Annotated in this window: 28 protein-coding genes; 18 read left to right on the top strand and 10 right to left on the bottom strand. The window is 64.7% G+C overall.

Annotation, left to right across the window (positions count from 1 at the left end; translation table 11 throughout):
- The first annotated feature begins 3 nt into the window (after positions 1 to 3).
- On the top strand, positions 4 to 714 hold the full coding sequence (locus tag MVA47_RS06785; RefSeq protein ID WP_247207207.1) for a FadR/GntR family transcriptional regulator: 711 nt from the start codon (positions 4 to 6) through the stop codon (positions 712 to 714).
- On the opposite strand, the gene MVA47_RS26980 is transcribed toward MVA47_RS06785, so the two are convergent.
- The gene (locus MVA47_RS26980) at positions 711 to 929 is read right to left on the bottom strand and encodes a hypothetical protein (protein WP_308280503.1); all 219 of its coding nucleotides are present in this window, start codon (positions 927 to 929) and stop codon (positions 711 to 713) included. The genes MVA47_RS06785 and MVA47_RS26980 overlap by 4 nt on opposite strands.
- A complete protein-coding gene (locus MVA47_RS26975; RefSeq protein WP_308280502.1) occupies positions 926 to 1441 on the bottom strand; it encodes a hypothetical protein in 516 nt (171 codons plus the stop codon). Before MVA47_RS26975 ends, MVA47_RS26980 begins: the two co-directional genes overlap by 4 nt.
- A gap of 104 nt (positions 1442 to 1545) precedes the next feature.
- Here MVA47_RS26975 and MVA47_RS06775 point away from each other — a divergent pair, with 104 nt between their 5' ends.
- The gene (locus MVA47_RS06775; protein ID WP_031331814.1) at positions 1546 to 2163 is read left to right on the top strand and encodes a pyridoxamine 5'-phosphate oxidase family protein; all 618 of its coding nucleotides are present in this window, start codon (positions 1546 to 1548) and stop codon (positions 2161 to 2163) included.
- Between the two features lie 9 nt (positions 2164 to 2172).
- Here the strand turns inward: MVA47_RS06775 and MVA47_RS06770 are convergent, their stop codons facing one another.
- Positions 2173 to 3585 carry a hypothetical protein gene (locus MVA47_RS06770; protein ID WP_247207206.1) on the bottom strand — a complete coding sequence of 471 codons (1413 nt, stop codon included), beginning with the start codon at positions 3583 to 3585 and terminating at the stop codon, positions 2173 to 2175.
- Between the two features lie 155 nt (positions 3586 to 3740).
- On the opposite strand from MVA47_RS06770, the gene MVA47_RS06765 reads away from it, so the two are divergent.
- Complete coding sequence (locus MVA47_RS06765; RefSeq protein WP_247207205.1) at positions 3741 to 4547, top strand: endonuclease domain-containing protein; 807 nt, start codon at positions 3741 to 3743, stop codon at positions 4545 to 4547.
- A gap of 88 nt (positions 4548 to 4635) precedes the next feature.
- On the opposite strand, the gene MVA47_RS06760 is transcribed toward MVA47_RS06765, so the two are convergent.
- Positions 4636 to 5661 (bottom strand): aspartate-semialdehyde dehydrogenase, encoded by a 1026-nt coding sequence (locus MVA47_RS06760; protein WP_247207204.1) that lies wholly within the window; start codon positions 5659 to 5661, stop codon positions 4636 to 4638.
- Between the two features lie 2 nt (positions 5662 to 5663).
- Positions 5664 to 6929, bottom strand: coding sequence for an aspartate kinase (locus MVA47_RS06755; protein WP_247207203.1), 1266 nt, complete (start codon positions 6927 to 6929; stop codon positions 5664 to 5666).
- 266 nt (positions 6930 to 7195) lie between these two features.
- Here MVA47_RS06755 and MVA47_RS06750 point away from each other — a divergent pair, with 266 nt between their 5' ends.
- Positions 7196 to 8461 (top strand): hypothetical protein, encoded by a 1266-nt coding sequence (locus MVA47_RS06750; RefSeq protein ID WP_247207202.1) that lies wholly within the window; start codon positions 7196 to 7198, stop codon positions 8459 to 8461.
- A gap of 8 nt (positions 8462 to 8469) precedes the next feature.
- Here MVA47_RS06750 and MVA47_RS06745 read toward each other — a convergent pair whose 3' ends face one another.
- Positions 8470 to 9195, bottom strand: coding sequence for a TetR/AcrR family transcriptional regulator (locus MVA47_RS06745; protein ID WP_247207201.1), 726 nt, complete (start codon positions 9193 to 9195; stop codon positions 8470 to 8472).
- A gap of 228 nt (positions 9196 to 9423) precedes the next feature.
- On the opposite strand from MVA47_RS06745, the gene MVA47_RS06740 reads away from it, so the two are divergent.
- From MVA47_RS06740 to MVA47_RS06720, 5 genes are all read left to right on the top strand, one after another.
- Positions 9424 to 10944, top strand: a complete 1521-nt coding sequence (locus MVA47_RS06740; protein WP_308280501.1) for an MFS transporter — start codon at positions 9424 to 9426, stop codon at positions 10942 to 10944.
- Between the two features lie 29 nt (positions 10945 to 10973).
- Entirely contained in the window at positions 10974 to 11546 is a 573-nt protein-coding gene (locus tag MVA47_RS06735) for a nitroreductase family protein (protein ID WP_247207200.1), read from the top strand.
- 157 nt (positions 11547 to 11703) lie between these two features.
- Positions 11704 to 13560: a 2-isopropylmalate synthase gene (gene leuA, locus MVA47_RS06730; RefSeq protein ID WP_247207199.1), complete on the top strand. Its 1857-nt coding sequence runs from the start codon at positions 11704 to 11706 to the stop codon at positions 13558 to 13560.
- The gene (locus MVA47_RS06725) at positions 13548 to 13790 is read left to right on the top strand and encodes a hypothetical protein (protein ID WP_247207198.1); all 243 of its coding nucleotides are present in this window, start codon (positions 13548 to 13550) and stop codon (positions 13788 to 13790) included. The genes leuA and MVA47_RS06725 overlap by 13 nt, the downstream gene beginning before the upstream one ends.
- Entirely contained in the window at positions 13787 to 13963 is a 177-nt protein-coding gene (locus tag MVA47_RS06720) for a hypothetical protein (protein ID WP_247207197.1), read from the top strand. The genes MVA47_RS06725 and MVA47_RS06720 overlap by 4 nt, the downstream gene beginning before the upstream one ends.
- A 25-nt stretch (positions 13964 to 13988) precedes the next feature.
- Here MVA47_RS06720 and MVA47_RS06715 read toward each other — a convergent pair whose 3' ends face one another.
- Together MVA47_RS06715 and MVA47_RS06710 are read right to left on the bottom strand one after the other, a co-directional pair.
- Positions 13989 to 14882, bottom strand: a complete 894-nt coding sequence (locus tag MVA47_RS06715; protein WP_247207196.1) for a LysR family transcriptional regulator — start codon at positions 14880 to 14882, stop codon at positions 13989 to 13991.
- A 51-nt stretch (positions 14883 to 14933) separates the two neighbouring features.
- Positions 14934 to 16271: a cytochrome P450 gene (locus tag MVA47_RS06710; protein WP_247207195.1), complete on the bottom strand. Its 1338-nt coding sequence runs from the start codon at positions 16269 to 16271 to the stop codon at positions 14934 to 14936.
- A 101-nt stretch (positions 16272 to 16372) separates the two neighbouring features.
- Here MVA47_RS06710 and MVA47_RS06705 point away from each other — a divergent pair, with 101 nt between their 5' ends.
- On the top strand, positions 16373 to 17029 hold the full coding sequence (locus tag MVA47_RS06705; protein WP_247207194.1) for a TetR/AcrR family transcriptional regulator: 657 nt from the start codon (positions 16373 to 16375) through the stop codon (positions 17027 to 17029).
- Between the two features lie 36 nt (positions 17030 to 17065).
- The gene (locus MVA47_RS06700; RefSeq protein ID WP_247207193.1) at positions 17066 to 17659 is read left to right on the top strand and encodes a bifunctional 2-polyprenyl-6-hydroxyphenol methylase/3-demethylubiquinol 3-O-methyltransferase UbiG; all 594 of its coding nucleotides are present in this window, start codon (positions 17066 to 17068) and stop codon (positions 17657 to 17659) included.
- Between the two features lie 30 nt (positions 17660 to 17689).
- Here the strand turns inward: MVA47_RS06700 and MVA47_RS06695 are convergent, their stop codons facing one another.
- Positions 17690 to 18112, bottom strand: a complete 423-nt coding sequence (locus MVA47_RS06695) for a globin domain-containing protein (RefSeq protein WP_308280500.1) — start codon at positions 18110 to 18112, stop codon at positions 17690 to 17692.
- A gap of 38 nt (positions 18113 to 18150) precedes the next feature.
- Complete coding sequence (locus MVA47_RS06690) at positions 18151 to 19374, bottom strand: oxygenase MpaB family protein (RefSeq protein WP_247207192.1); 1224 nt, start codon at positions 19372 to 19374, stop codon at positions 18151 to 18153.
- Positions 19375 to 19549: 175 nt separating this feature from the next.
- Between MVA47_RS06690 and MVA47_RS06685 the strand changes: the two genes are divergently transcribed.
- From MVA47_RS06685 to MVA47_RS06655, 7 genes are all read left to right on the top strand, one after another.
- A complete protein-coding gene (locus tag MVA47_RS06685; protein ID WP_247207191.1) occupies positions 19550 to 20209 on the top strand; it encodes a TetR/AcrR family transcriptional regulator in 660 nt (219 codons plus the stop codon).
- A 71-nt stretch (positions 20210 to 20280) separates the two neighbouring features.
- A complete protein-coding gene (locus MVA47_RS06680; protein ID WP_023956550.1) occupies positions 20281 to 20574 on the top strand; it encodes a hypothetical protein in 294 nt (97 codons plus the stop codon).
- 32 nt (positions 20575 to 20606) lie between these two features.
- On the top strand, positions 20607 to 21092 hold the full coding sequence (locus tag MVA47_RS06675; protein WP_247207190.1) for a triacylglycerol lipase: 486 nt from the start codon (positions 20607 to 20609) through the stop codon (positions 21090 to 21092).
- Positions 21089 to 21370 (top strand): hypothetical protein, encoded by a 282-nt coding sequence (locus MVA47_RS06670; protein WP_247207189.1) that lies wholly within the window; start codon positions 21089 to 21091, stop codon positions 21368 to 21370. The genes MVA47_RS06675 and MVA47_RS06670 overlap by 4 nt, the downstream gene beginning before the upstream one ends.
- A gap of 100 nt (positions 21371 to 21470) precedes the next feature.
- A complete protein-coding gene (locus tag MVA47_RS06665) occupies positions 21471 to 21950 on the top strand; it encodes a DUF2975 domain-containing protein (RefSeq protein WP_247207188.1) in 480 nt (159 codons plus the stop codon).
- A complete protein-coding gene (locus MVA47_RS06660) occupies positions 21950 to 22156 on the top strand; it encodes a helix-turn-helix transcriptional regulator (RefSeq protein WP_247207187.1) in 207 nt (68 codons plus the stop codon). Before MVA47_RS06665 ends, MVA47_RS06660 begins: the two co-directional genes overlap by 1 nt.
- A gap of 106 nt (positions 22157 to 22262) precedes the next feature.
- A complete protein-coding gene (locus tag MVA47_RS06655; protein WP_247210628.1) occupies positions 22263 to 23186 on the top strand; it encodes an NAD(P)-dependent oxidoreductase in 924 nt (307 codons plus the stop codon).
- Positions 23187 to 23195 lie beyond the last annotated feature (9 nt).

The raw sequence follows: 23195 nt of genomic DNA, 5'->3' as shown, positions 1-23195 counted from the left end.
TCGGTGGCAACAGACGCGAGTGTGGGTGAACTTCATGGCAGCGTTCTCACCGGCGTGGGCACGCAGATCGTCTCCGGGCATCACCGTGAGGGCGAGGTTCTCACTCTCGACAGCATCGGCGTCCAGTACGGGGTGTCGCGTACCGTCGCCCGCGAAGCCATCCGAGTCTTGGAATCGATGGGCCTCGTGGCCTCACGCCGACGCGTCGGGATCACCATTCAGCCCCGTAGCCATTGGCATGTCTTCGACCCACGGCTGATCCGGTGGCGACTCGACGCCGGGGAGCGAACCGACTTCCTTCTGACCCTGTCAGAGCTGCGGCGAGGGTTCGAACCGGTCGCTGCGGCCCTGGCTGCAGAGCGCGCGGACGAGCACCAGTGCCGCATTCTCGCTGCCGCGGTCTCGGACATGGTCATGCACGGCCGGTCGGGCGACCTCGACCAGTATCTGTTGGCGGACAAGGTCTTCCATCGCACGCTGCTCGAGGCGAGCGGGAACGAGATGTTCCGCGCGCTGAGCGATGTGGTCGGTGAGGTGCTCGCCGGTCGTACACATCACGGCATGATGCCGACCAACCCCAACCCTGCGGCCATCGACCTCCACGACGCGGTCGCCCGAGCCATCCGCTTGCGCAACCCCGTGGATGCCGAGCGGGCCATGCGCGAGATCATCATCGAAGCCGCGGACGCTGTACGCGAACCCGACCAGGACTAGCGGTTACCCGGCCGGATGATCTGGGTCGGCTTCATCCTCATCGAGGGCGGCAGCCATCGGTTGACGCCACGACGCAGAGTGAACAGCGCCGACAACAGCAGCAACGCGAACTGCAGCCACCCCATGAACTTGATGACGCCGGAGATCGACGGATAGTCGAAGAGGAGATCGATACCCATCGGGATGCACAACAGCATCACCAGCACAGCGGTCACGTAGACGTTCCTGGCACCCCGACTGCGGTGCCGAGACGTCGCCACCAAGAGCGGATACTGCACGGCGAGCAAAACGAGCGTTGCCACGAGCATTGCCGGGGGAAGAAGTTCGCCAACGAGTCGATGCGGTCCGCGGGCGCCGCCGCATCGGGATCACGGGCGACATCGGCCTGGAGGCGCTCATTGAGCAGATCGCTGATGGACCCCGAGTTCACGAACCCGTAAACCACACTGACCAGCGCAGCAGCGGCACCACCCAGCCACAACAACCAGGCGTGGTACAGCGCGGCCGGAGGAGGTGTCGGCTCATCGAGCACCGCGTGGTCTTTGTCCTTGGACTGTCGCCCCGCCTCGATCGCCGCCAGATCCATCGCGTCGAGTTCGGCCAATGACGGCATGCCGGAGAGGTCGGACGGCACTTCTACCGGGCCGTCGGGGCCGCTACTCGATTTCTCGAGGTCGGGGCCATCGCGGTCCGGGTCCATCGGCTGCTTGTCTGGGTCCTGCGTCACACCGTCGATTGTCCCACTAGCCCACCTGCGCCCGGACCAGAGTGCGCACCTTTCGTCTTTCCACCAGGTTGCCGTCCGACACCGTCCCCGACAACTATGGTCGGATGAACACACGTGTCGAGGTCACCAGCGTCGAAGAATTGCGCGCCCTGGTCGGCGAACCGATCGATCGCGTGGCGAAGAAGGTCCGCCCCGAACTGCTGCCGGTACATCTCGAATGGTTGGCGCGGTCGCCGTTTGCTTTCGTTGCCACCACCGACGCCGACGGTCGCGTGGATGTCTCGCCGAAAGGCGATCCCCCTGGCTTTGTGCACGTCATCGATTCGCGAACGATCGCCATACCCGAGCGGCCGGGAAACCGGCGCGTCGACGGTTACCTGAACGTGCTGTCCAACCCACACGTCGGCACCAACTTCCTGGTCCCCGGCAGGGGTGACACCCTGAGGATCAACGGGACCGCGACTGTTCTGAGGGACGCGGACTACTTCGACGCTCTGGCGATTCGCGGCCGACGGCCTATCCTCGCCCTCGAGGTCGCCGTCGAGGAGGTGTTCTTCCATTGCGCAAAGGCGTTCATGCGCGCCGACCTCTGGCGTCCGGAAACGTGGAAACCAGACGTGTTGCCCAGCCCCGCCGAGATCACGCACGTGTTGAACAAAGGGTCGAATCTCGAAGAGCTGCAGAAGTATTACGGCGAGAGCTACGGGAAGAAGCTGTACTGATCCAGCGCTTCACGAGCTGATCTTCAACATCCGGCCCACCGTCGCCTGCCACATCGACCCGTCGGCACCGATGGTCCCGGTCAATTGCAAAGGTTCGTCGACGGGGGCTGCTCCGACCTCGGTGAAGGCTCGCCGCGTGCCCGTCGCGAAATCGACGGCCACGAAGTAGACCGGTCCGATCTGCTGAATCCCGTTGCCCGCCAACGCTTCGGTCGAGGGTGCATACGCCAGCGCATAGATGAGGCCGTCGGATCGCGACAATTTCGGCAGAGTCGCCATGCGATCGAGGGTTTCCCAGACGCGATGGCATCCGGTGTCGGTGACGTCGATGCGGGTCATTCCTCCGGCGAACGTCGCGGCCGGCGGGTCACTGGGCCCGGACGTCGCGAACGGCGGATAGCCGAACCCGTACGTGCTGGGGATGACAAGCGAATTGCCCCACGCCATCGGCGAATTCTCGGTGCCTTGCCCGGAGGTGCCGAAGGCGGGCGTTGCGCACACCACCGACCCGTTGTCGCTGCGGTGGACGATCAGATTGGGCCGCTCGGCGTCGTCGACGATTGCCACGAACTCGTCGTCTACCCCGAAATATGTTGGTGTGGTGCCGGATCCAGGAGCCAGCTGTCCGGGCTTTCGGACACTCCCCGCGGTGTACGTCTGCCGCCAGACGGTGGTGGGCGTTCCGGTGTCGTCGGCGTGCATCTCGTAGAGGGCACGATCGGTGAGGACGGAAGCACCCTCCCGCCGAATACTCAAACCGTTGGTGAGCCTCTCGCCCGGTGGCAGGTGCATCGAAGCGATGTGACCGTCAGCGGAGATCGTGCCGACCACTCCACCGGTGGTCGCGAACCAGATGCGCTGCTGATAGTCGGGTGCCAATCCGGTGATGGCATCTCCTGCAGGAATGTGAGCGCTCACGTCGATCCGCTCGGCGACGTACAGGTTCCATTGCCCGGCAGCGGTTTTGCGATGCGCGACCTTGAGCACCGAGCCGGATCCGTCGGCCATCACCACGCGGTCGCTGCCGTCGAGATATCCGTAGACGCCGCCCAGGAGACCCCCTTTGGTGAGCTGGATGGACGCGATCGGCTCGGCGGTGACCGGATCGAAGAGTTGCACTGTGGGCACCGCGACGCCGGGCGGGTCGACACCCACGTATCCGGTGCACAGCGCGACGGGCATGCCATCGCCACCGATGAAGGTCGCCGCGCATGCCCCACCGGGCAACGACGAGGCGACCACGCGACCGGCCACGCCAGGCCCGGGATGCGGCGTGGTGTCCGTCGACGCCAGGTCCCCATGGATCAGCGACGTCCCCGGCGGCCCGACATCGGGAATGCCCGGTGTGGCCTGAGCCGGAACCGACTGGGCTGCGATCACCAGCGTCACGAGCATCGAAATGATCACCGGGGCGCGCAACATCCACACATGAAAGCACGACCACCCCGAAAACTGCCGAATATGAATCACAGAAGGGAAATATGCCCTCGAATGCCTTCGTACGAGCAGACTTCAGTGCGAGCGGGTCGACAACCGGGGTTCTGAGGCTGGACGACGCCTCGATCCGTCTGAAACTTATGGACTCTGGTGTCTACTCGACGAAGGAACTGCATCAGCTCGGGCTGACCTCGTGGCAGATCCGCCATCGCGTGAACACCGGACTGTTGATCGGATTGAGGCATGGCTGGTACGCAACACCCACGGCCGACGACACCGTGGTCGCTGCGGTCCGTGCCGGCGGCGTGCTCGGTTGCGTATCTGCGCTGCGAGCGCATGATCTCTGGGTTCCGCCTGGCTATGGAAAGGTACACATCCGATCGACGCGACATGGCGCGGGAAGGGGCGTTCGGGAGTGTAGGGGGTTCGGGAATCACCTGCCCGCGCTGACCGCAGTGGATCCAATCCCGGTCGCCTTGTTGAGCGCAGGCAGATGCATGACCCCGGAGCACTGGATCGCCGCATGCGATTCAGCGTTGAACACTGCCGGCCTCACCGTGCGGGAGATGGCCTCTGAGCTGAGTACGTCGAGCCGCAAGGTGGCGTCACTTCTGGACAAGTGCGATCCCAGGTCGCAATCCGGCACCGAGTCGATCACCCGAGTCAGGCTGCGATCCGCTGGATTCGCGGTTGTCGTACAACCGCAGATCCCCGGCATAGGGCGGGCCGATCTACGTATTGGACGACTGATCCTGGAGTGCGACAGCATCACTCACCACACCGGTCTGGACAATTATCACAACGATCGCCGACGCGACCGCCGCGCACTCGTCGACGGCTGGCTGACGATGCGCATCACATACGACGACGTGCTCTACGGCTGGGACGGGGTGCTCGCCGACATCAGGGCGATCACCCGTTCTGACCGCCACCGACGCACACCCTGAAAACTGTCGTAGAGCCATGCACCGAGGGCCATGTGCCCTCGGTGCATGCGTTTTCGACAGTTCTCAGGGTTCAGCCGTTGACTACCGACTAGACCAGCAGTTCGGCGATCTGAATCGTGTTGAGGGCAGCGCCCTTACGGAGGTTGTCGCCGGAGACGAACAGCGCCAGGCCGCGTCCCTCGGGTGCGCCCGGATCCTGCCGGATACGGCCGACCAACGAGTTGTCCTTGCCGGCAGCAGCCAGCGGGGTGGGCACATCGGTCAACGTGACGCCCGCGGCGTCAGCCAAGATCTTGGTGGCCTCTTCGACCGACAACGGGTTCGCGAACTCGGCGTTGATCGACAACGAGTGACCGGTGAACACGGGAACCCGCACACACGTACCGCTCACCAGCAGATCGGGCAGGCCGAGGATCTTGCGGGACTCGTTGCGCAGCTTCTGGTCTTCGTCCGTCTCACCCGAACCGTCGTCGACGAGCGAACCGGCCAGCGGGAGCACGTTGAAGGCAATGGGCGCAACATATTTGACAGGATCAGGCAGCGGCACCGCCGATCCGTCATGCACCAGCTTCTCGGCATCATCGATGCCCGCCCGCAACTGGGTGGCGAGCTCTTCGACGCCCGCGAGACCACTACCGGAGACCGCCTGGTACGACGAGATGATCAGACGCTGCAGCCCGGCCGCGTCATGCAACGGCTTGAGCACCGGCATCGCAGCCATCGTGGTGCAGTTCGGATTGGCGATGATGCCCTTGGTCAGGTTCTTCGCCTGCTCACCGTTGACCTCTGAGACAACCAGCGGCACATCGGGATCCTTGCGCCAGGCCGACGAGTTGTCGATCACGGTGACGCCGGCGGCGGCGAAACGCGGCGCCTGCTCACGAGACATGGTCGCGCCGGCCGAGAACAGCGCGATGTCGAGGCCGGTGGGATCTGCGGTCGATGCATCCTCGACCTCGATCTCGCCACCACGCCACGGCAGCTTCTTGCCCGCCGATCGTGACGACGCGAAGAACCGGATCTCGTCAGCCGGAAAGTTACGTTCTTCCAGCAGCTTCCGCATGACGGCGCCGACCTGGCCGGTCGCGCCGACAACTCCTACCCGTACACCCATTGCTATCGCCCCGTTCCGGCGTAGACGGTGGCCTCTTCCTCGCCACCGAGATCAAACGCGTCATGCAGTACGCGCACAGCCCTGTCCAGCTCGGTGTCGCGGCACAGCACCGAGATCCGGATCTCCGACGTGGAGATCAGCTCGATGTTGACGCCCGCCTCCGAGAGGGCCTCACAGAATGTGGCCGTGACGCCGGGATGCGACTTCATGCCCGCACCGACCAGCGACACCTTGCCGATGTGATCGTCGTAGAGGATCGAGCTGAAGCCGATTTCTTCCTTCAGCGTCGACAACTTCTCCACGGCGATCGGACCGAGTTCCTTGGGACACGTGAAGGTGATGTCGGTCTTGCCCGTCTCGACCTTCGAGACGTTCTGCAGCACCATGTCGATGTTGATCTCGGCATCGGCAACGGCACGGAAGACCTTGGCGGCGTAGCCCGGCCTGTCGTCCAGGCCGACAACCGTCACCTTGGCTTCGCTGCGGTCGTGGGCAACGCCGGTGAGGATGGCTTCTTCCACGGGAATGTCCTCCATCGATCCGGACACCATGGTGCCGGGTTTTGTTGAGTACGACGAGCGCACGTGAACGGGAACGTTGTAACGGCGGGCATATTCCACGCAGCGCAGCATCAGCACCTTCGCGCCACATGCGGCCATCTCGAGCATCTCTTCGAACGAAACCGTCGCCAGATGGCGGGCGTTCGGGACGATGCGCGGATCAGCGGTGTAAATGCCGTCGACGTCGGTGTAGATCTCGCAGACATCGGCGTCGAGGGCCGCGGCGAGTGCCACAGCGGTGGTGTCGGACCCACCACGACCCAGCGTGGTGACGTCCTTGGTGTCCTGCGAGACACCCTGGAAGCCCGCGACGAGAACGATCTTGCCCTCGTCGAGCGCCGACCGGACTCGGCCGGGCGTGACGTCGATGATCTTGGCCTTGCCATGGCTGCTGGTGGTGATCACACCCGCCTGCGAACCGGTGAACGACTGCGCTTCCGCGCCGAGGGAGCTGATGGCCATCGCGACCAGCGCATTCGAGATGCGCTCACCCGAGGTGAGGAGCATGTCCATCTCGCGGGGCGGCGGCGCCGGGCAGACCTGCTCGGCGAGGTCGAGCAGCTCGTCGGTGGTGTCGCCCATCGCCGACACCACGACCACCACGTCGTTGCCCGCCTTACGGGTCGCGACGATGCGCTCGGCCACTCTGCGGATCCGTTCGGCGTCGCCAACTGAGGAGCCGCCGTACTTCTGCACGACCAGAGCCACCGAGTTTCCCTTCTCTAGCTGCTGCGAACCTTCAAAATCAGTGAGCGGGCAACAGTGCAAGACTGCCTCCCGCCTCGTGCAAGGATAGCCACCCGCAACTCCCCCACGTGCAAGCGTGTCGCTGCACCGTCGAGCCGGGAGACCGCCGCCCACCGGGGCTCGGGCGGGCACGCGGCAATTGCTTTAGCGTGCTTCGGAACTGGCGGATCGGCCGTGCGACCGACAGCGCCCGCCCCGAGCGAGCGATCGGCACTAGGATCGCTCAGGTGCTGACCCGAGCAAGAATCGAATCCGTCAGCGACCTCCTGTATCGACGGCGTGACTGGGTCGAGCCGATCGCCGCCTTCCTCCTCATCCGTCTGGTCGGCATGCTCGTGCTGGAGCGGTTCACGCAGCTGCGCGACAGCAGCCTCGGCGCGGCGCTCTCGGCGTGGGACGGCAAATGGATGCTCGCCATCGCTGAGCACGGGTACGGGGGCGTGCCGCTGACCCAGACCGACGCGCAGGGCATGCGTGACTCCGACACGCCCTACGCGTTCTTCCCCGGCTATCCACTGCTCGCCGGGGCGCTGGACAAGGTGCCCGGCTTCAGTCCGCTGGGTGCCGCCCTCACCGTGAACGTGGTGCTCGGGTGCCTGGCCGCGGTGGGTGTCGCCCGGATCGGAACGCTGTGCGCCGCACAGATGCAGAACCGGGAACACAAGTCCCGGCTCGTGCCCGCACGCTTCACCGCTTGGTTTGCCGAGGACATCCACCGGGACGACGACGGCCAGGTGGTGCGCGTCAAGGCCGATCCGCGTCGGGCTGGGCTGCTGCTCGCCGTTCTGTTCGCCGCAGCGCCGATGGGCATCGTCTTGTCGATGGCCTACACCGAGGCGCTGTTCTGCGCACTTGCGGCGTGGGCGCTGATCGGCGTGCTGGAGCGACGATGGTTGCTGGCCGGGATCTGCACGATGCTGGCCGGGCTGAGCCGTCCGACCGCGGTGGTCCTGATCGTCGTCGTGGTGGTGGCTGCGGCGCTGCGATTCCGCGACGGACCGAGGGCGTGGGCGGCCATCGTCCTCAGTCCGCTCGGCTACCTGGGGTACCTGGCGGTGGTCTGGCACAAGACGGGCGAACCGCTCGGCTGGTTCAAGATCCAGACCGAGGGCTGGGACACGCGGGTCGACTACGGCCAGGCGGCCTACGAGTTCATCAACTACGCGCTTGTGAACTCCGGCGAAATCGCGCCGGTGGCCACGGCCTGGATCATGCTGATCACCATCGCCCTGGCGTTGCTGAGTTTCGCCGAGCGTGTGCCGTGGCCGGTGGCGGTGTACGGAGCGCTGGTGGTCGTATCCATCGGCGCCTCGAGCGGTCTCATGATGAGCCGCCCCCGACTGCTGCTCCCGGCGTTTGTCTTGCTGATCCCGATCGCGATCGGCCTGGCCAAACGTCGCGGGTCCACACAGATCCTGGTCTCGCTCGCGGTTGTCGCCTTGAGCTCATGGTTCGGCGCACACATGTTGACGGTCTATCCGCACGCCATGTGACCTGCGCGTCAGTGATTGTCACGCAATCTGGCCGCCCTCGATTCGAAACCGTCGCAGAGCGCGGCCACGCCCTGGATGAGTAGATGCCGGGGGTCGGTGAGTTCTGAATGATGCGTGCCGACCAGTGCTGCGAGATGGGGCGGGGGCTCGCTCTCGGGGTTGCCTGCCAGAAGATGGGCCAGTCCACTCTGGCCTTCGTCTTCATCGGCGGCCCGGTCGAGCAGTAGTCGTTCGGCGACGGTGCTGAGCACCGTGCCGGCGATGAGATTCCACAGGGTCAGCGCCATCTCGGTGGCGACCGCTGGGCTGACCTCGAGATCAAGGAAGGCGTCCACGAGCCAGTCGAGACAGTTCAGGCTCTGCGGGCCCATGCTGGTGCGCGGAGATGCGAAGGCCAGCAGTACCCAGGGGTGGCGCTGGTACAGGGTCCAGTCGACCTCGGCCGCGATCAACGCCCGCTCGCGCCACGTCGCATCGTCGGCGGGCGGGTACGGGAAACGGATGCCGATCTCATTCGACATCTCCCGCAGCAGCGCGTCCTTGTCGGCGATGTGTCGGTACAGCGACATCGTGCCGACGCCGAGACGATCGGCGATCTTTCGCATGGTGAGGGCGCTGAACCCGTCGGCATCCGCGAGTTCGATCGCGGCGTTGACCACCGCGCCGCGGGTCAGTTTCGCAGACTCGGGTGCCGGGTCGAGGCCGCCGCTCACCGCACCCTCCTGTGCTGTCATCACATCTCTCCTTCGCCGCGTTCATTGTCCGTGTTCACGGCCGGGACGATGAACAAAGCCCGAACGATGGAATAAACGCTTTGCGTACAACGTACTCTTATGCGTACGTTGTACCCAGGTTGATCGAGCGCCACGAGCGGGCGATCGCCGTCCGAACACACGTAGCGCCCTCAACGCGGCCAACGCCGGCGTCCGCTCGTGTGTTCGCAGCGTGATTGGAGCACCCCCGTGAGCATCATCGACAAGCAGACCGATCCTCGATCCGACGCGAGCACCAGCCGCCCGGACCGCCGGACCTGGCTGGGACTGGCAGTACTGACGCTGCCGGTCTTTCTGGTGTCCATGGACTTCTCCGTCTTGTACCTGGCGATCCCCACACTGAGCGCCGAACTCGCCCCCTCTGCCACACAGCAGTTGTGGATCGTCGACATCTACGGCTTCCTCATCGCCGGCCTGTTGATCACGATGGGCAATCTCGGCGACCGGTTCGGTCGACGCAAGCTGTTGCTCGTCGGAGCCAGCCTCTTCGGCGTCGCCTCGGCGATCGCAGCATTCGCCCCCGACGCGAGCGCGCTCATCGCTGCCCGCGCCATCATGGGCATCGGTGGCGCAACCCTCCTGCCCTCGAGCCTGTCACTGATCAGCAACATGTTCCCCGACCCCATGGCCCGGGCGAAGGCCATCGGCATGTGGACGGCGGCGTTCGCCGGCGGATCGGCCATCGGCCCGGTGATCGGTGGCGCCCTCCTCCACCAGTTCTGGTGGGGCTCCGTCTTCTTGATCAACGTGCCCGTACTGCTGATCCTCTTGGTCTTCGGCCCCCGTCTGGTCCCGGAATACCGGTCGCCCAGCTCGGCCCCCTTCGACGTCCTCGGCGTGCTGCTGTCGTTGATCGGCATCCTCCCGCTCGTCTACGCCATCAAGCACGGCGCAGCCGAAGGGTTCGACACCACCACAGCCGTCTTCGCCGCCATCGGCATTGTCGGAATGGCGTTGTTCGCCGCCCACGAGCGCCGAACAGAACATCCGCTGATCGACCTCAAGCTGTTCAAGAGCCCTGGGTTCTCGGTTGCGATCGGCAGCGCACTGACGGGCATGATGACCCTTGCCGCGTTGAGCTACCTCAGCGGCATCTACCTGCAGTCGGTCCTCGGACGCGATGTGCTGGAGGCCGCAGTACTCGGTATCCCGATGGCGATCGCCGTGGCGATCTTCTCGATGAGCGCTTCCCGCATCGCCGCGGTCATGTCGGTGCGCTGGGCGTTTGTCTTCTCGCTGCTGGCCGCTGCGGTCGGCAACGCAGGCATGCTCGGTCTCGGCGTCGACCAGGGCGTACTGGTCTACCTGATCAGCTCCACGCTGGCCGGTGTCGGATACGGCGTCATCTTCTCGCTGGTCTCCGATGTCGCCGTGTCGTCGGTGCCTGCCCAGCGCAGTGGGTCGGCGGCCGGTCTCTCCGAGACCAGCTTCGAGTTGGGAACAGCGTTCGGACTGGCCGTTCTCGGTTCGGTGGCCACCATGGTCTTCCGCCGGTCCGGTGAGGGCAGCGGAGTCGAAGACACCCTCTCGCAGACACTCACCCAGGCACAGACCCTGGACCCAGGCGCCGGAAGTGCCCTCGCCGACGCCGCACGCAGCGCGTTTGTCGACGGCTTGCACATCACGTCGCTGGTGAGCGTGGCACTCTTGGCGGTGGTGGCCGCAGTGGTGGCAATCGTTCTCCGCGAACGCCGGCCGGTCACCGACTAGTCCCCGCCCGGCCCAAGGAGCTGCTGCCCGTGCACCCGCTACTCGCAGACCGATGGAGTGCACGCGGCTACGACGCCGACGCAACCATGTCCGACGAGCATCTGCAGTCGATCCTCGAGGCGGGCCGGTGGGCGCCCACGGGTGGCGGTCGCCAACCGGTCCGCTTTGTCGTCGGCCGCCGCGGTGACGCGACATTCGCCGGGGTCATCGAGGCACTCAAACGTGGGAACCAATCGTGGGCACCGGCCGCCGCAGCGTTGATCGTCCTGTGTACCGACGATCTCCCCGACGAGCCGAAAATGCACGACTACGCCACGCTCGACGTGGGGCTCGCCGCCGGTCAGATGATCGTCCAAGCCCAGGCCGACGGATGGAACGCCCATCCCATGGGCGGGTTCCGCGCGCCAGACCTGGTGCAGCAGTTCGACATTCCGCACTCCATTCGACCACTACTGGTCCTGGCCATCGGCCGACTCGCTGATGCCGCGACTCTGCCCGCCGACATCCGAGAGCGTGATGGCCGCGAACGCACCCGCCTGCCGTTGTCGGAGATCGCCTTCGCCGAGACCTGGGGACGACCGTTGGTTCCGGAGAACCGGTGAACCACCTTTGGACTTACGCGCCTTCGGGAGTACAGTCACAAAAATGCAGCGCGTGCTCCTTCTCGGTTGCCGCGGCGGGGTCTGATCCAGACCGGCTTCCCGTCGCGGGATCTTTGACGCGCCGGTCTCATTCCCCCAACCCCGGAGATTGACCCTCATGCCTGCCGCCGATGCATTCACTTCCAGTTCCAGCCGGATCACCGAACCCGCTGGACCAATTCCTTCCGGACAACCGTCGTGGAACCCCCAGCGCAATTCCGCGATGCCTGCCCACCGGTACCGCCCGTTTGCCGATGAGGTCGAGAACGTCGCAGTCCCCGACCGCACCTGGCCCGACAAGGTGATCGACCGCGCCCCCATGTGGTGCGCCGTCGACCTTCGTGACGGGAACCAGGCTCTGATCGACCCGATGAGCCCGGCACGCAAACGCCGCATGTTCGACCTGCTGGTACGCATGGGTTACAAGGAGATCGAGGTCGGGTTCCCCTCGGCCAGCCAGACCGACTACGACTTCGTCCGCGAGATCATCGAAGACGACGCAATCCCGTCGGACGTGACCATCCAGGTCCTGACGCAATGCCGTAACGAGCTGATCGAACGCACCTTCGACGCATGTCGCGGCGCCGCGAATGTCATTGTGCACTTCTACAATTCGACGTCGGTGCTCCAGCGCCGGGTGGTCTTCCGCGCCAACAAGGCAGCCATCAAGAGGATCGCCACCGACGCTGCACACAAGGTCCGCGCCGAAGAGGTCAAGTACCCCGACACCAATTGGCGTTACGAATACTCCCCGGAGTCGTACACGGGCACCGAGCTGTCCTACGCCAAAGAGGTGTGTGACGCGGTCACCGAGATCATCGACCCCACACCGGAAAAGCCGATCATCCTGAACCTCCCGGCAACCGTGGAGATGGCCACCCCCAACGTGTACGCCGACTCGATCGAGTGGATGCACCGAAACCTCGCCCGCCGCGACTCGGTGATCCTGAGCCTGCATCCGCACAACGATCGCGGAACTGCTGTCGCCGCTGCCGAACTCGGCTACCAGGCGGGCGCCGACCGCATCGAGGGTTGTCTGTTCGGCAACGGCGAGCGCACCGGCAACGTCTGCCTGGTGACGCTCGGCATGAACCTGTTCAGTCGCGGGGTCGATCCGCAGATCAACTTCTCCGACATCGACGAGATCCGCCGCACGGTCGAGTACTGCAACCAACTCGGTGTGCACGAGCGCCATCCGTACGGCGGCGATCTGGTGTACACCGCGTTCTCCGGTAGCCATCAGGACGCCATCAACAAGGGCCTCGACCAGATGAAGATCTCTGCGGACGAGGCCGACTCGGACATCGACGACATCCTGTGGCAGGTTCCGTACCTGCCGATCGACCCCAAGGACGTCGGCCGCAACTACGAGGCCGTGATCCGGGTCAACAGCCAGTCGGGCAAGGGCGGCGTCGCCTACATCATGAAGGCCGACCATGGACTGTCACTGCCGCGCCGTCTGCAGATCGAGTTCAGCCGCGAGATCCAGAAGATCACCGACGGTGAAGGCGGCGAAGTGTCTCCCAAGGAGATGTGGGACGTCTTCGCTCAGGAGTACCTGCAGCCCCTCAAACCGCTCGAACGGATCCGCCAGCGCGTTGACGCCGCGGAGGAAGACGGCGGCGAAGACCGCATCACGGCGACCGTGAAGGTCGACGGCAAAGAGAAAGAGATCACCGGCTCTGGCAACGGACCGCTGGCCGCCTTTGTCGACGCGCTGTCGACCGTCGGGTACGACGTGCAGGTGCTCGACTACGCCGAGCACGCGCTGACCGCCGGCGACGACGCGAATGCCGCTGCCTACGTTGAGGTTCAGGTTCGGGGCGAAACCGTGTGGGGCTGCGGAATAGCACCGTCGATCACCACGGCATCGCTGCGCGCAGTGGTCTCGGCGGTGAACCGGGCAGTGCGTGTGGCCGACGGCAGCGGGGACGCCGATTCCGGCGAGCAGGCCCCACGCACGTGGGCCCCGTAGTCGGTTCCGAGGGAACTCGTCCCACCTGGTCGGCCCCGGTGCGTTACGCCGAGGCCGACCAGCAGGGCGTGGTTCTCAACGCGCACTATCTGCTGTACTGCGACGAGGCCAGCACGGAGTTCTGCCGGCAACGGGGAATCCTCGATTTCGGCGAGATGCTGCGCGTCAAGAAGTCGACGCTCATCTGGACGCGCCGGCGGTCTGGGGTGAGGTGGTCGACGTCTATGTGACCTGCCCACGCGTCGGACGCACCAGTTTCACGATGTGCTTCGACGTCAAGGTCGCAGATCGGGAATGCTGCACCGTCGAGACCGTGTATGTCCACGCCGGCGAATCCGGTGCGCCACAAGCCATTCCAGATGACGTCGCGCAGATCCTGACCTCCGGCGCACCAATAGCGTAGTCGGCCGGCGGTTTCTGCCGAATGATCACGCTCCGGCCGATTCACCCTCGGCGACAAGTGCTCCAAGAAGTTGCCTCACCGCACCTCGCTGATCACCCATCGGGCGGCTCAAGGCCTCGTATACCCGCGCGGCGCGCACGCCGGTGAGAACAAGGCGGCTGCAGTCCGGATCCCGGATGGAGAACCGGGGCATGAGTGCGACTCCGTGATCACGTGCCACCATCGACTCGATGACACGGAAGTCGTTGATGCGGTGGGTGACTCGCGGCGCCACCCCGGTCGCCGCCGCGAGGGAGAGCAGCACGTCATCAACCGGGAACCCGCCGCGGACGCTGATCCAGTCCTCGTCTTCGAGTTCGGCCAGTGTCACCTCGCTGCGGCCGGCCAGACGATGACCACCCCCTACCACCAGGTCGATGGGCTCACGCATCACGGTTGTCACCGACACCCTCGCCTCGACAACCTGCGGCGCTCGCTCGTCCCGATGGGTCAGGACAACGTCGAAGTCGGCCAACAAGGCAGGCGCGTCAACGTATTTGACGTCTTCGTCGCCGGCGATCACCCGGATCCGACGATCGCTCATCCGGTTGAGGACACCCGGTAGCAGAAGTGCCGCTCCAGAGGGGAACATCGCCAAGCGCACTTCGCCGACTGCGTCATCGCGGTACGAGGCCATCTCCGCCTCGGCCCGCTGCACAGCCGCGATGACCTCGTCGGCACGTAGTACCAACGCGCGACCGGCGTCCGTGAGACGAACCCGCCGGCCATCCTGTTCGAGCAACGCAATCCCGGCTTCGCGGCCCAGTACCTTCAGTTGTTGCGACACCGCTGACGGTGTCATGTTCATCGCCTGAGCCACGGCTCCCACGGTGCCGCGGTCTGCGAACTGCCTCAGGATTCGTAGTCGCTGCAGGTCCATGTGGTCACGCTACACAGTTGGCGGCCCTTCCTTCAGGTCTGCCACATCATTTCAACTGCGGCGACGAACAGCAATCTGCCCTTTGCGGCGGGGAGCATAAGCAACGCCGCGACTGTGCCACCGCTCAGCCGGTTTCGTCGTCGGGAGCAGTTCGAACTTCTCCAGCACGGTCCGCAGGGTGACATCCATTTCCATGTTCGCGAAGGCCGCACCGATGCACCGGCGGGTTCCACCGCCGAACGGGAGCCATGCCGCGGACGGCTTGTGATCGAGGAATCGACTGGGGTCGAATCGTTCTGGATCCGCGAACTGCTCACTGTCGTCGTGCAGCAGAGAGATGCTGACAAGCACCGTGTGCCCCTGCGGGATGCGCCACTCGCCCAACTCCAGCACCGGAGCCACCACTGTTCGCCCGGCGAGATCGATCACGGGCCGGCTGCGCTGCACTTCCAGGATCGTCGCCTGGCGGAACACGGTGTCCCCCTCGTCGACCTCAGCGGTCAAGCGGGCCAACACATCCGGGTTGCGGCGCAATCGCTCGAACGCCCACGCCAGCGTGGTGGCGGTGGTCTCGTGGCCCGCGGCGAGCAGCGTCGCCAGTTCGTCGGCGATCTCCGTGGTCGACATCGGCGACCCGTCGTCGTAGGTACTTCGCAGCATCAGCGAGACGATGTCGGTACGTTCGGCGAAGTCGGGGTCGCTGCGCACCGTGGAGATCAGGTCCTCGATGATCGAGTCGTACTCGCGACGGCGAGCCAGGAAGCGTTCCCAGGGGTCGAACCTGCCGAGGTTGATCGTCGTGGTCGGCAACGTCGCGAGGCGCGAACCCAATTCGACCATTGGCGGAATGATCCGTCGCAGTGAATCGAGCTGCTCGCCGTCGGCACCGAACACCGCACGCAGAATCGCATTGAGCGTGATCCGCATCATCGGAGCCAGACTCTCGAACTCGCGATCTTCCGGCCAGGTCGCGGTCTCGCGCAGGACCTCTTCTTCGATGATCCGTTCGTAGCCCTTCACGCTCTTGCCGTGTAGCGGAGGCGTGAGCAGCTTTCGTCTGCGGCGATGGTCATCACCTTCGAGCGAGAACATCGAGTGGTCGCCGAGGATTCGGCCGAGGTTGGGTTGCACGTTGCTCAGCACCCCGGCCGGCGTGGTGAACAGCTGCTTGGCCAAGTGCGGGTCCGATACCACCACAGTGGTCCCGAAAACCGGGATGTTCAGAGTGAACGCCGGCCCGTAGCGCCGGGCAAGCACCTCCATCGTCTGCCGACGAGCGGCGACGAACGCGAGTCCTTGCACGTGCCGATGCAGTCGTGGGCCAGGCGGCAGGTGCACCGCCGCCTCTGCCTGCCGACCGTCTTTCGTTTCTGTATGAGCTGGCCCCATGTTCGAACGCTCCCGTCTCGGCGCCGCCTGGTACTACGCCGTACCACTGCGACGGTACGCTCCGGTACCACGGTCGAACAAGGGGTCGTATCGTTGCATCGATGGCAATCAACCCGCAGTCAGTCGACCGAGTGCAGCCTGCCGATGCCGGCGGGTCAGCGTTTCGGGTTCGGTTGCTCGACGCGCTGGCCACCTCGATCGAGGTCCGTGGCTACCGGGCGAGCACCATCGCCGACATCGTCAGCATCGCCCGGACGTCGCGGCGAACCTTCTACCAAGAATTCTCCGGAAAAGAAGACTGCTTCATCGAGCTGCTGCGGCGCGCGAACACCTCGATGATCGATGAGATCGTGGCCGCAGTGGATCCGGACGCCGGGTGGACCATGCAGATCAGGCAGGCCATCGGCGCATACGTGAAGTCGATCGAGATGGATCCGGCCATCACACTGAGCTGGATTCGCGAACTCCCCGCCCTGGGAACCAGCGCCCGACCGGTTCAGCGGCACGCGATGGAAGAACTGATCCGCACCCTCGTCATGTTGACGAGCACACCTCAGATGCGGGCAACAGGCGTCGAGACGGTGTCGCGGTCGATGGCCACCTTGTTGCTGGGAGGTCTACGCGAACTGACAGCGGTCGCGGTCGAGGACGGCAGACCGATCAAGTCGATGACCGAGACCATGGTCGAGGCCTGTATAGCCCTTCTGGGCCCGCGACCGGACGTTCCCCGGACGCAGTTGCCGAAACAGCAAGAATAGTTGTCGAAAACAGTGGTCCGAGGCCATTGTGGAGACATGAGCCAAGAATTCTGGGACGAGCACTACAGCAGCGCCGAACAACTCTTCAGCAACAACCCCAATCCCGTCCTCGTCGATGAGGTGGCAGACCTGCCACCCGGACGAGCGCTCGACCTCGGATGCGGCGAGGGCGCCGATGCCCGCTGGCTCGCTGAACGCGGATGGCAGGTGACGGCCGTCGACATCTCGCAGGTCGCCATCGACCGCGCCGTGAAACTGGGCGACTCGGACGCCATCACGTGGGTGCGTGGTGATCCGCTCGCCGACCCGCCGTCGCCGACCTCCTACGACCTCGTGTCGATGCAATACCTCCACAGCGTTCCCCGGTCCGACGGCGGCCAGACCGCCCGCGCGATCGCAAACGCCGTCGCGCCAGGCGGAACGCTGCTCATCGTGGGCCACGAGATCCGAGAAGGCCACAACTGGAAGGGAATCGACCCGCGGGACTTCTACGACCCACACGACTTCGCCGAGCTACTCGGCAACGAGTGGACGGTGCTGATCGACCGCACCCAGCCCCGGACGACCGCCCCTCCCGGAAACTCACACCACACACATGACACGGTCCTGAAAGCTGTCCGCTCACAGTAGGACTACGACGTCTGGTTTACCGTCTCCCGGTCAGCCCAATCCATCCGTGCGCACGGGGTAGGCCTCCAGCATCATGCCGGCGACTGCTCCGAGTGCCTCGGACCACGCATCCGTCATGGCGTCCGTCCACTCGGCACCTCCGCGTTCGGCCATGGTGGCGATCATCGTGGACGCGACCCAGTTGTACATCTCAGGCGTGACGCCCCACGATGCGTGCCTCTGGCCCAGCGCCCCCAGCGAGGCACGGAGCCACGTCGGGTCCTCGAGGTGGTCGAGCACGGCGACGATCGCATCCTGTAGCATTCGCGCTTGCGGGCGGATGTCGCTGCTGAAAAGCGCTCTTGCCGAGGGATGTTCGGCGAACAAGCGGTCATAGAAGTCGGTCGTGAGCCCCACGTCGTCGTCGGCGACCAACATGAGGCTCCGCTCGAGCAACACCTTGTCCACGTTCACCTTCTCCAAGACTCCGGCGGTTTATGCGCGCCGTGGCATCACTTGTAGTTCGGATTGTTGATCACCGGTATCTCGATGTTGATCGGCATGCGAAGCTCCGACGTGTAGAACAACACGAACTGGCGCAAGAACTCGTCGAACAACCAGTACGCCTCTTCCGGGACGCCCACATCGAGAAGCCCTTCGCGCACAGCCACGTACGGCCCCCATGCGGTTTCGAGCAACGGCGTCCAGACGGGCTCCCGCGGGATCCGTAGCCACTCGGCCACCTGATCGCCGAGCATGAATCGGGTCAACGCACCGAGAATGGGCCGGCTGAGCAACGTCAGATCCAGATTCATACCCAGACCCAAGAGGATGTCGGCGAGTTTGATGCCTTCGGGTGTGGGCGCGAGGATCGGGTCGAGAACCTGCTTGGCCTGCGAGTCGGCCTGATCCCAGGACGCCGGGATGTACTCGTCTTTCACACCGAGCAGATGTGCGGCCAGTTGCCAGGAATGCAGGAAGCCCTCCGACTCGGCGGCCGGGATCTGCACGTTCCACTTCTTCAGGTTCCGCATCACGGTGGTGGGCAAGCTGTGCCAGGTGACCATGATGTCGGCCTGGCTGATCGGGATGTCTTCTGGCGCAGACCCCGTCCAGTGCGGCGACTGCGGAAGCAGGTGCCGAACCGCCGCGTGCGCGAGCCGGGTCTTGACGCAGGTGATCACCATTTCACCGTCAGGTTGGTAGGCATTGAGCGAACCGATGTCGTACCCGAGTTTCGCGGTCTTGGTGATGCGGTCCTTCATGTCCGCGCCGCCCTTGGAGTAGTACACCGCCCGCGCCTCTTTGGGGATGACGGTGCTCATCATGCCGCTGGCGAAGCCGTACAGCACACCCAGATAGGTCCCGCGCTTCTGGTTGAACTCGACCGCTGTGGCCAACTTGCCCTGATCCGCCCACGACGGCATCTGCCGCGCGTACTCGATGAAGTCCCGCAGGTCATTCGGCAGGCCGGCCGGCAGCGCTTGGCCGTTCTTGGTCCAGTGCTTCAACAACTCGTTCACGCGCGGCACCTCGCCGCGGTCGATCAACGACGCAACCACCGGATCGGCCTCGTTGTCCCACACGCCCCGGGGGTCGGCCCCGCTACCGGTTCCCGGTACCGAACCTGCCGGCGACCATGTCCACGGGGTCGCCGGAACGATGACCGCCGCAGCGCCGGCCGCACCCAACACCCCGCCCGCCTTCAACGCGTTGCGCCTACTGAAGTTGTCCACGCTATTCACTCCCCGTCCGACCATGAATTCATTCGCTGATGCAATGAAACAGTCAGCGTTTCTTAGTAACATGGTTAGCACAAAAGTGTTGCCGGTCACAAGCGCTGCAGTTTCCTCGTGCGACTCACACCTGTTCGAACGAACTGAGCCCCGGGAACCGGTACCGTCTTCGTCTATGGCGACGTCGAGCACCCGAGCGATGCTCGAACGCGCGTACAAAGACGCGATCAGACGGACCGACGCCGGCGACGACACCACCCGCACCCGGTTGCTCGACGCCGCCTACGAGCAGTTCAGCCGCACCGGTGTCCAGCGCACGTCCATGGAGGACGTCGCAAGGCGGGCCAACATGTCCCGCATCACGGTCTATCGCCGGTTCGCCACCAAGGACGCCCTGATCGAGCAGGTCATCTTTCGAGAGTTCCGGCGGTACTTCGAGCGGTTCCTCACCGACATCCAATCCGCTGAAACCGCGGCCGAGCGAGTTGTTCTCGGATTCGTGAGCTCCCTGCGCGCCATCCGCGGCAATCCGATGATCGGCGGGCTGATCGACGCCGAACCCGGCCTGGTCGCCGGATCGATGATCGGCGACGACGGCCGCATGGTCGCGGCGGTCCGTGAATTCGTGGCGGGTCAGCTCCGTCGCGAGCAACAGGCGGGCAACGTCGACAGACAGTTGAACATCGACCTGATCGCGGAAATGATGGTGCGCATCTCCGCGTCGTTCCTGACGATCCGCAGCGATGTCGTCGACCTCGATGACGACGAACAACTCGCCGCGATCGCATGGCAATTCCTGGTACCCATGCTCGATGTCGGCCGATTGCCGAAATAATCTGTCCGGCAGCTCTTTTGTAGCTCGCGTACTACGTCGCGCCTCCTCGGCGCCGCCTAGTATTGCTGCCCATGGACAAACATGTGGCCGGCAGGCTCGCAGACACCCACTTGGCCGAATGGGGCCGGCGCGTGGACTACACCGAACTCGCATGGGCGGACGACAACGAATCGACGACCAGCCGGGAAGTGGTCGAGGACGGCGTTCACTACACTGTCCAATCAACCGTGTGGCGTGAACAGGGAGCAAATGTCTACACCCTCGGGGTTCGTGTCACCGAGACCGGTCGGCGCTCGCTGTTCGGAAAGGCCGTGTCGCGGTTCGGTCGCAAATATCCCGACGGGAGGTTTGTGGAGGGGGCCTAGCTCTGACGCCGCCCGGCAGGTACCTTCCCTCCATGACTTCCACTAAGGGTGCCCTCACAACACTCATGGGCGCGCTCGCGGTTGCTTCGGTGGCCACACTCATCGGCTCCGCCACCGCATCGGCCGGGTCGGCGCCGGGTCAGCCTCAACGCATCGTGCTGCTGGTACCAGGCCAGCAACCGGCCCCGGGAACCTTGAGCATGGACATCTTCGGAGACATGGCGGACGAGTTGGCTGCCGAGGGGTACACCGTCGACACGGTCGACGTGAAGGGCCTCGACCTCTACGCGGACTCGCGGGCCATCCAGGAATCGATCGAAAGTGCCACGGCCGGAGTCGAAGTGGAGAGCCTGTCGCTGGTGGCGCACAGCTACGGGGGTTTGTCGTCGCGCCATTACCTGAAAGCGCTGGGCGGCTCCGAGCGCATCGACGACTACATCGCGATCGGCACCCCCAATACGGCTCGCCCGGCGGCTGCGTCCAATTGCCCGGATTCGGCTTCGATGGGTGCCCGGTGACCCCGTTCGTCGCCGAACTCAACAACGGCGACGACACACCCGGAGACGTCGAGTACTACTCGATCAGAAGCAACGAGGAGCTCGCCGATGGGCGGCTCGATGGCGGCCAGTGCAGGCTCGCCCCGATTCCGCACCTCGAGCACGCGGTCGAGCCCGCAGACGACCGCGTGATCGCTGCCGTCTCGAGCGCGTTGAGCGGTGGGTGTCCCGGGGAGTTCGTGAACGAACTCGACGGGGAAATCACCCTGGCTTCAACACTATTCCCCGCACCTCGGTGAGTCTCACAGCTCACCCGTAGTGCCGACACCGGACAGACCCGGTGTTCGTTGCTCCAAGCGATCTATTGACATTCGATAGATTTGCCGTGATAGTCGATGCATGTTCAATGAACGCTGGGTCGTCACCGCACTGCGAGTCTTCCTCGTATCGCTCTTCGCAATACTGGTCTTGTTCCAAACCATGTCCCTGCCAGGGCAATTCGCGCACATGGCCGAGGAGGCACCCGACCAGGCCTACCTGCGTTGGCCGGCGACAGCCGTCACCGTGTTCTGGGTGCTCTGCGCCCAGGTGGTCATCATCTGCACCTGGAAGTTGCTCACTCTGGTGCGCAGCGACCGAATCTTCACCCACGCCTCACTCGTCTGGGTCACGGCAATCGTCTGGGCGATCGGCGCCGGTTGGCTCACACTTCTCGGCGTGTTCCTCTTCGTCGGATTCAATGCGAACGATCCAGGCTTGCCGCTTCTCCTCTTCCTGATGCTGATGGGCGGGGCCGTCTTGGGCCTGTTGATGGTCGTGATGCGCGCACTGCTGCGCCAGGCCACCACGCTGCGGTCGGACATGGACGCGGTGATCTGATGTCGATCGTCGTGCGTATCGACGTGGAGTTGGCAAAGCGGAAGATGAGCGTCGGCGAGTTCGCCGAGCGTGTGGGTCTCACTACCGCGAATGTCGCGGTGCTGAAGAACGGCCGTGCCAAGGCAGTTCGATTCAGCACCCTGGAAGCGATGTGCCGAGTACTCGAATGCCAGCCCGGGGATCTACTGGAATGGATCGACGACTGAGGGTGTCGCCCGCCGGGGTGAGCCGGTCGCTCAATTTCCCGGGAACTTCATCATTGGTGAACTATGTTGGGTGATGGCCAGATTCGACTTCGGCGGGGAGGTGGTCATGCGGGTCTTCGTAACCGGGGGCACGGGTGCCGTGGGCACTCGCGCGGTGCCCTCGATGGTCGCAGCCGGGCACGACGTCACTGCGATGGCACGCAGCTCGGAGAAGGCCCGGGCTCTCGCCGACCAGGGTGCCCGGCCGATGATGGTGTCACTGTTCGACAGACCGGGACTGACCGCTGCCATCGCCGGGCACGACGCCGTGGTCAATCTCGCCACCGCGTTACCGTCGACCGCTTCCTTCGTCCGCCAGTCGGCCTGGCGTGAGTGTGAACGGGTGCGCACCGAGGGATCGGCAACAGTGGTCCGGGCTTGCCTCGACGCCGATGTGCCGCAGTTGATCCAGGAATCGGTGGCCATGCTCTATCGGGACGGCGGCAGCGAATGGATCGACGAGGACCATCCTGTTGATCACTACCCGATCACCAGGGGGAACCACGCCGCCGAGGCGAACGCCGCCCGATTCGCTGCTGACGGAGGCCGGTCGGTTGTTCTGCGCTTCGGCCTGTTCTACGGCATCGGCGCAGCTCACAGTGAGCAGATCGTGACCCTCGCCCGAAACCACATCGGCTTTGTACCGGGCCCCCGGGGCAGTTTCATGTCGTCGATACACGTCGCTGACGCGGGCGATGCCGTTGCTGCCGCACTGGCATGTCCGGGCGGCACCTACAACGTTGTCGACGACGAGCCTCTCACCAAGGACCAACACGCGCAGGCGTGTGCCGACGCAACGGGCGCCGCTGCCTGGATCAAGGGTCCCGGTCGCCTCGGCCTACTCCTGGGGGATCGACTGACATCGATGACCCGGTCGATCCGGGCGTCCAACGCGCGCTTCCGGGATGCGGCGAACTGGCAACCCCGTTACCCGAGCGTTCGCGAGGGATACCAGCAGATGGCGCGCGACCTATTGGCCGATCCCCACTGATCCCCGCGA

Source organism: Williamsia sp. DF01-3, from assembly GCF_023051145.1.
Lineage (GTDB): Bacteria > Actinomycetota > Actinomycetes > Mycobacteriales > Mycobacteriaceae > Williamsia.
Note: the sequence above shows the minus strand (reverse complement) of the source record. Positions and strands in the feature narration are given on the sequence as shown.

Excerpts from the sequence above, each read along its gene's own strand:
- MVA47_RS06680 (WP_023956550.1), top strand. The coding sequence starts at position 20,281 with ATGGACAAACATGTGGCCGGCAGGCTCGCAGACACCCACTTGGCCGAA.
- MVA47_RS06685 (WP_247207191.1), top strand. The coding sequence starts at position 19,550 with ATGGCGACGTCGAGCACCCGAGCGATGCTCGAACGCGCGTACAAAGAC.
- MVA47_RS06760 (WP_247207204.1), bottom strand. The coding sequence starts at position 5,661 with ATGGGTGTACGGGTAGGAGTTGTCGGCGCGACCGGCCAGGTCGGCGCC.
- MVA47_RS06665 (WP_247207188.1), top strand. The coding sequence starts at position 21,471 with ATGTTCAATGAACGCTGGGTCGTCACCGCACTGCGAGTCTTCCTCGTA.
- MVA47_RS06705 (WP_247207194.1), top strand. The coding sequence starts at position 16,373 with ATGGCAATCAACCCGCAGTCAGTCGACCGAGTGCAGCCTGCCGATGCC.
- MVA47_RS06770 (WP_247207206.1), bottom strand. The coding sequence starts at position 3,585 with ATGTTGCGCGCCCCGGTGATCATTTCGATGCTCGTGACGCTGGTGATC.
- MVA47_RS06775 (WP_031331814.1), top strand. The coding sequence starts at position 1,546 with ATGAACACACGTGTCGAGGTCACCAGCGTCGAAGAATTGCGCGCCCTG.
- MVA47_RS06710 (WP_247207195.1), bottom strand. The coding sequence starts at position 16,271 with ATGGGGCCAGCTCATACAGAAACGAAAGACGGTCGGCAGGCAGAGGCG.
- MVA47_RS06745 (WP_247207201.1), bottom strand. The coding sequence starts at position 9,195 with ATGACAGCACAGGAGGGTGCGGTGAGCGGCGGCCTCGACCCGGCACCC.
- leuA (WP_247207199.1), top strand. The coding sequence starts at position 11,704 with ATGCCTGCCGCCGATGCATTCACTTCCAGTTCCAGCCGGATCACCGAA.
- MVA47_RS06715 (WP_247207196.1), bottom strand. The coding sequence starts at position 14,882 with ATGGACCTGCAGCGACTACGAATCCTGAGGCAGTTCGCAGACCGCGGC.
- MVA47_RS06765 (WP_247207205.1), top strand. The coding sequence starts at position 3,741 with ATGGACTCTGGTGTCTACTCGACGAAGGAACTGCATCAGCTCGGGCTG.
- MVA47_RS06700 (WP_247207193.1), top strand. The coding sequence starts at position 17,066 with ATGAGCCAAGAATTCTGGGACGAGCACTACAGCAGCGCCGAACAACTC.
- MVA47_RS06675 (WP_247207190.1), top strand. The coding sequence starts at position 20,607 with ATGACTTCCACTAAGGGTGCCCTCACAACACTCATGGGCGCGCTCGCG.
- MVA47_RS06660 (WP_247207187.1), top strand. The coding sequence starts at position 21,950 with ATGTCGATCGTCGTGCGTATCGACGTGGAGTTGGCAAAGCGGAAGATG.
- MVA47_RS06655 (WP_247210628.1), top strand. The coding sequence starts at position 22,263 with ATGCGGGTCTTCGTAACCGGGGGCACGGGTGCCGTGGGCACTCGCGCG.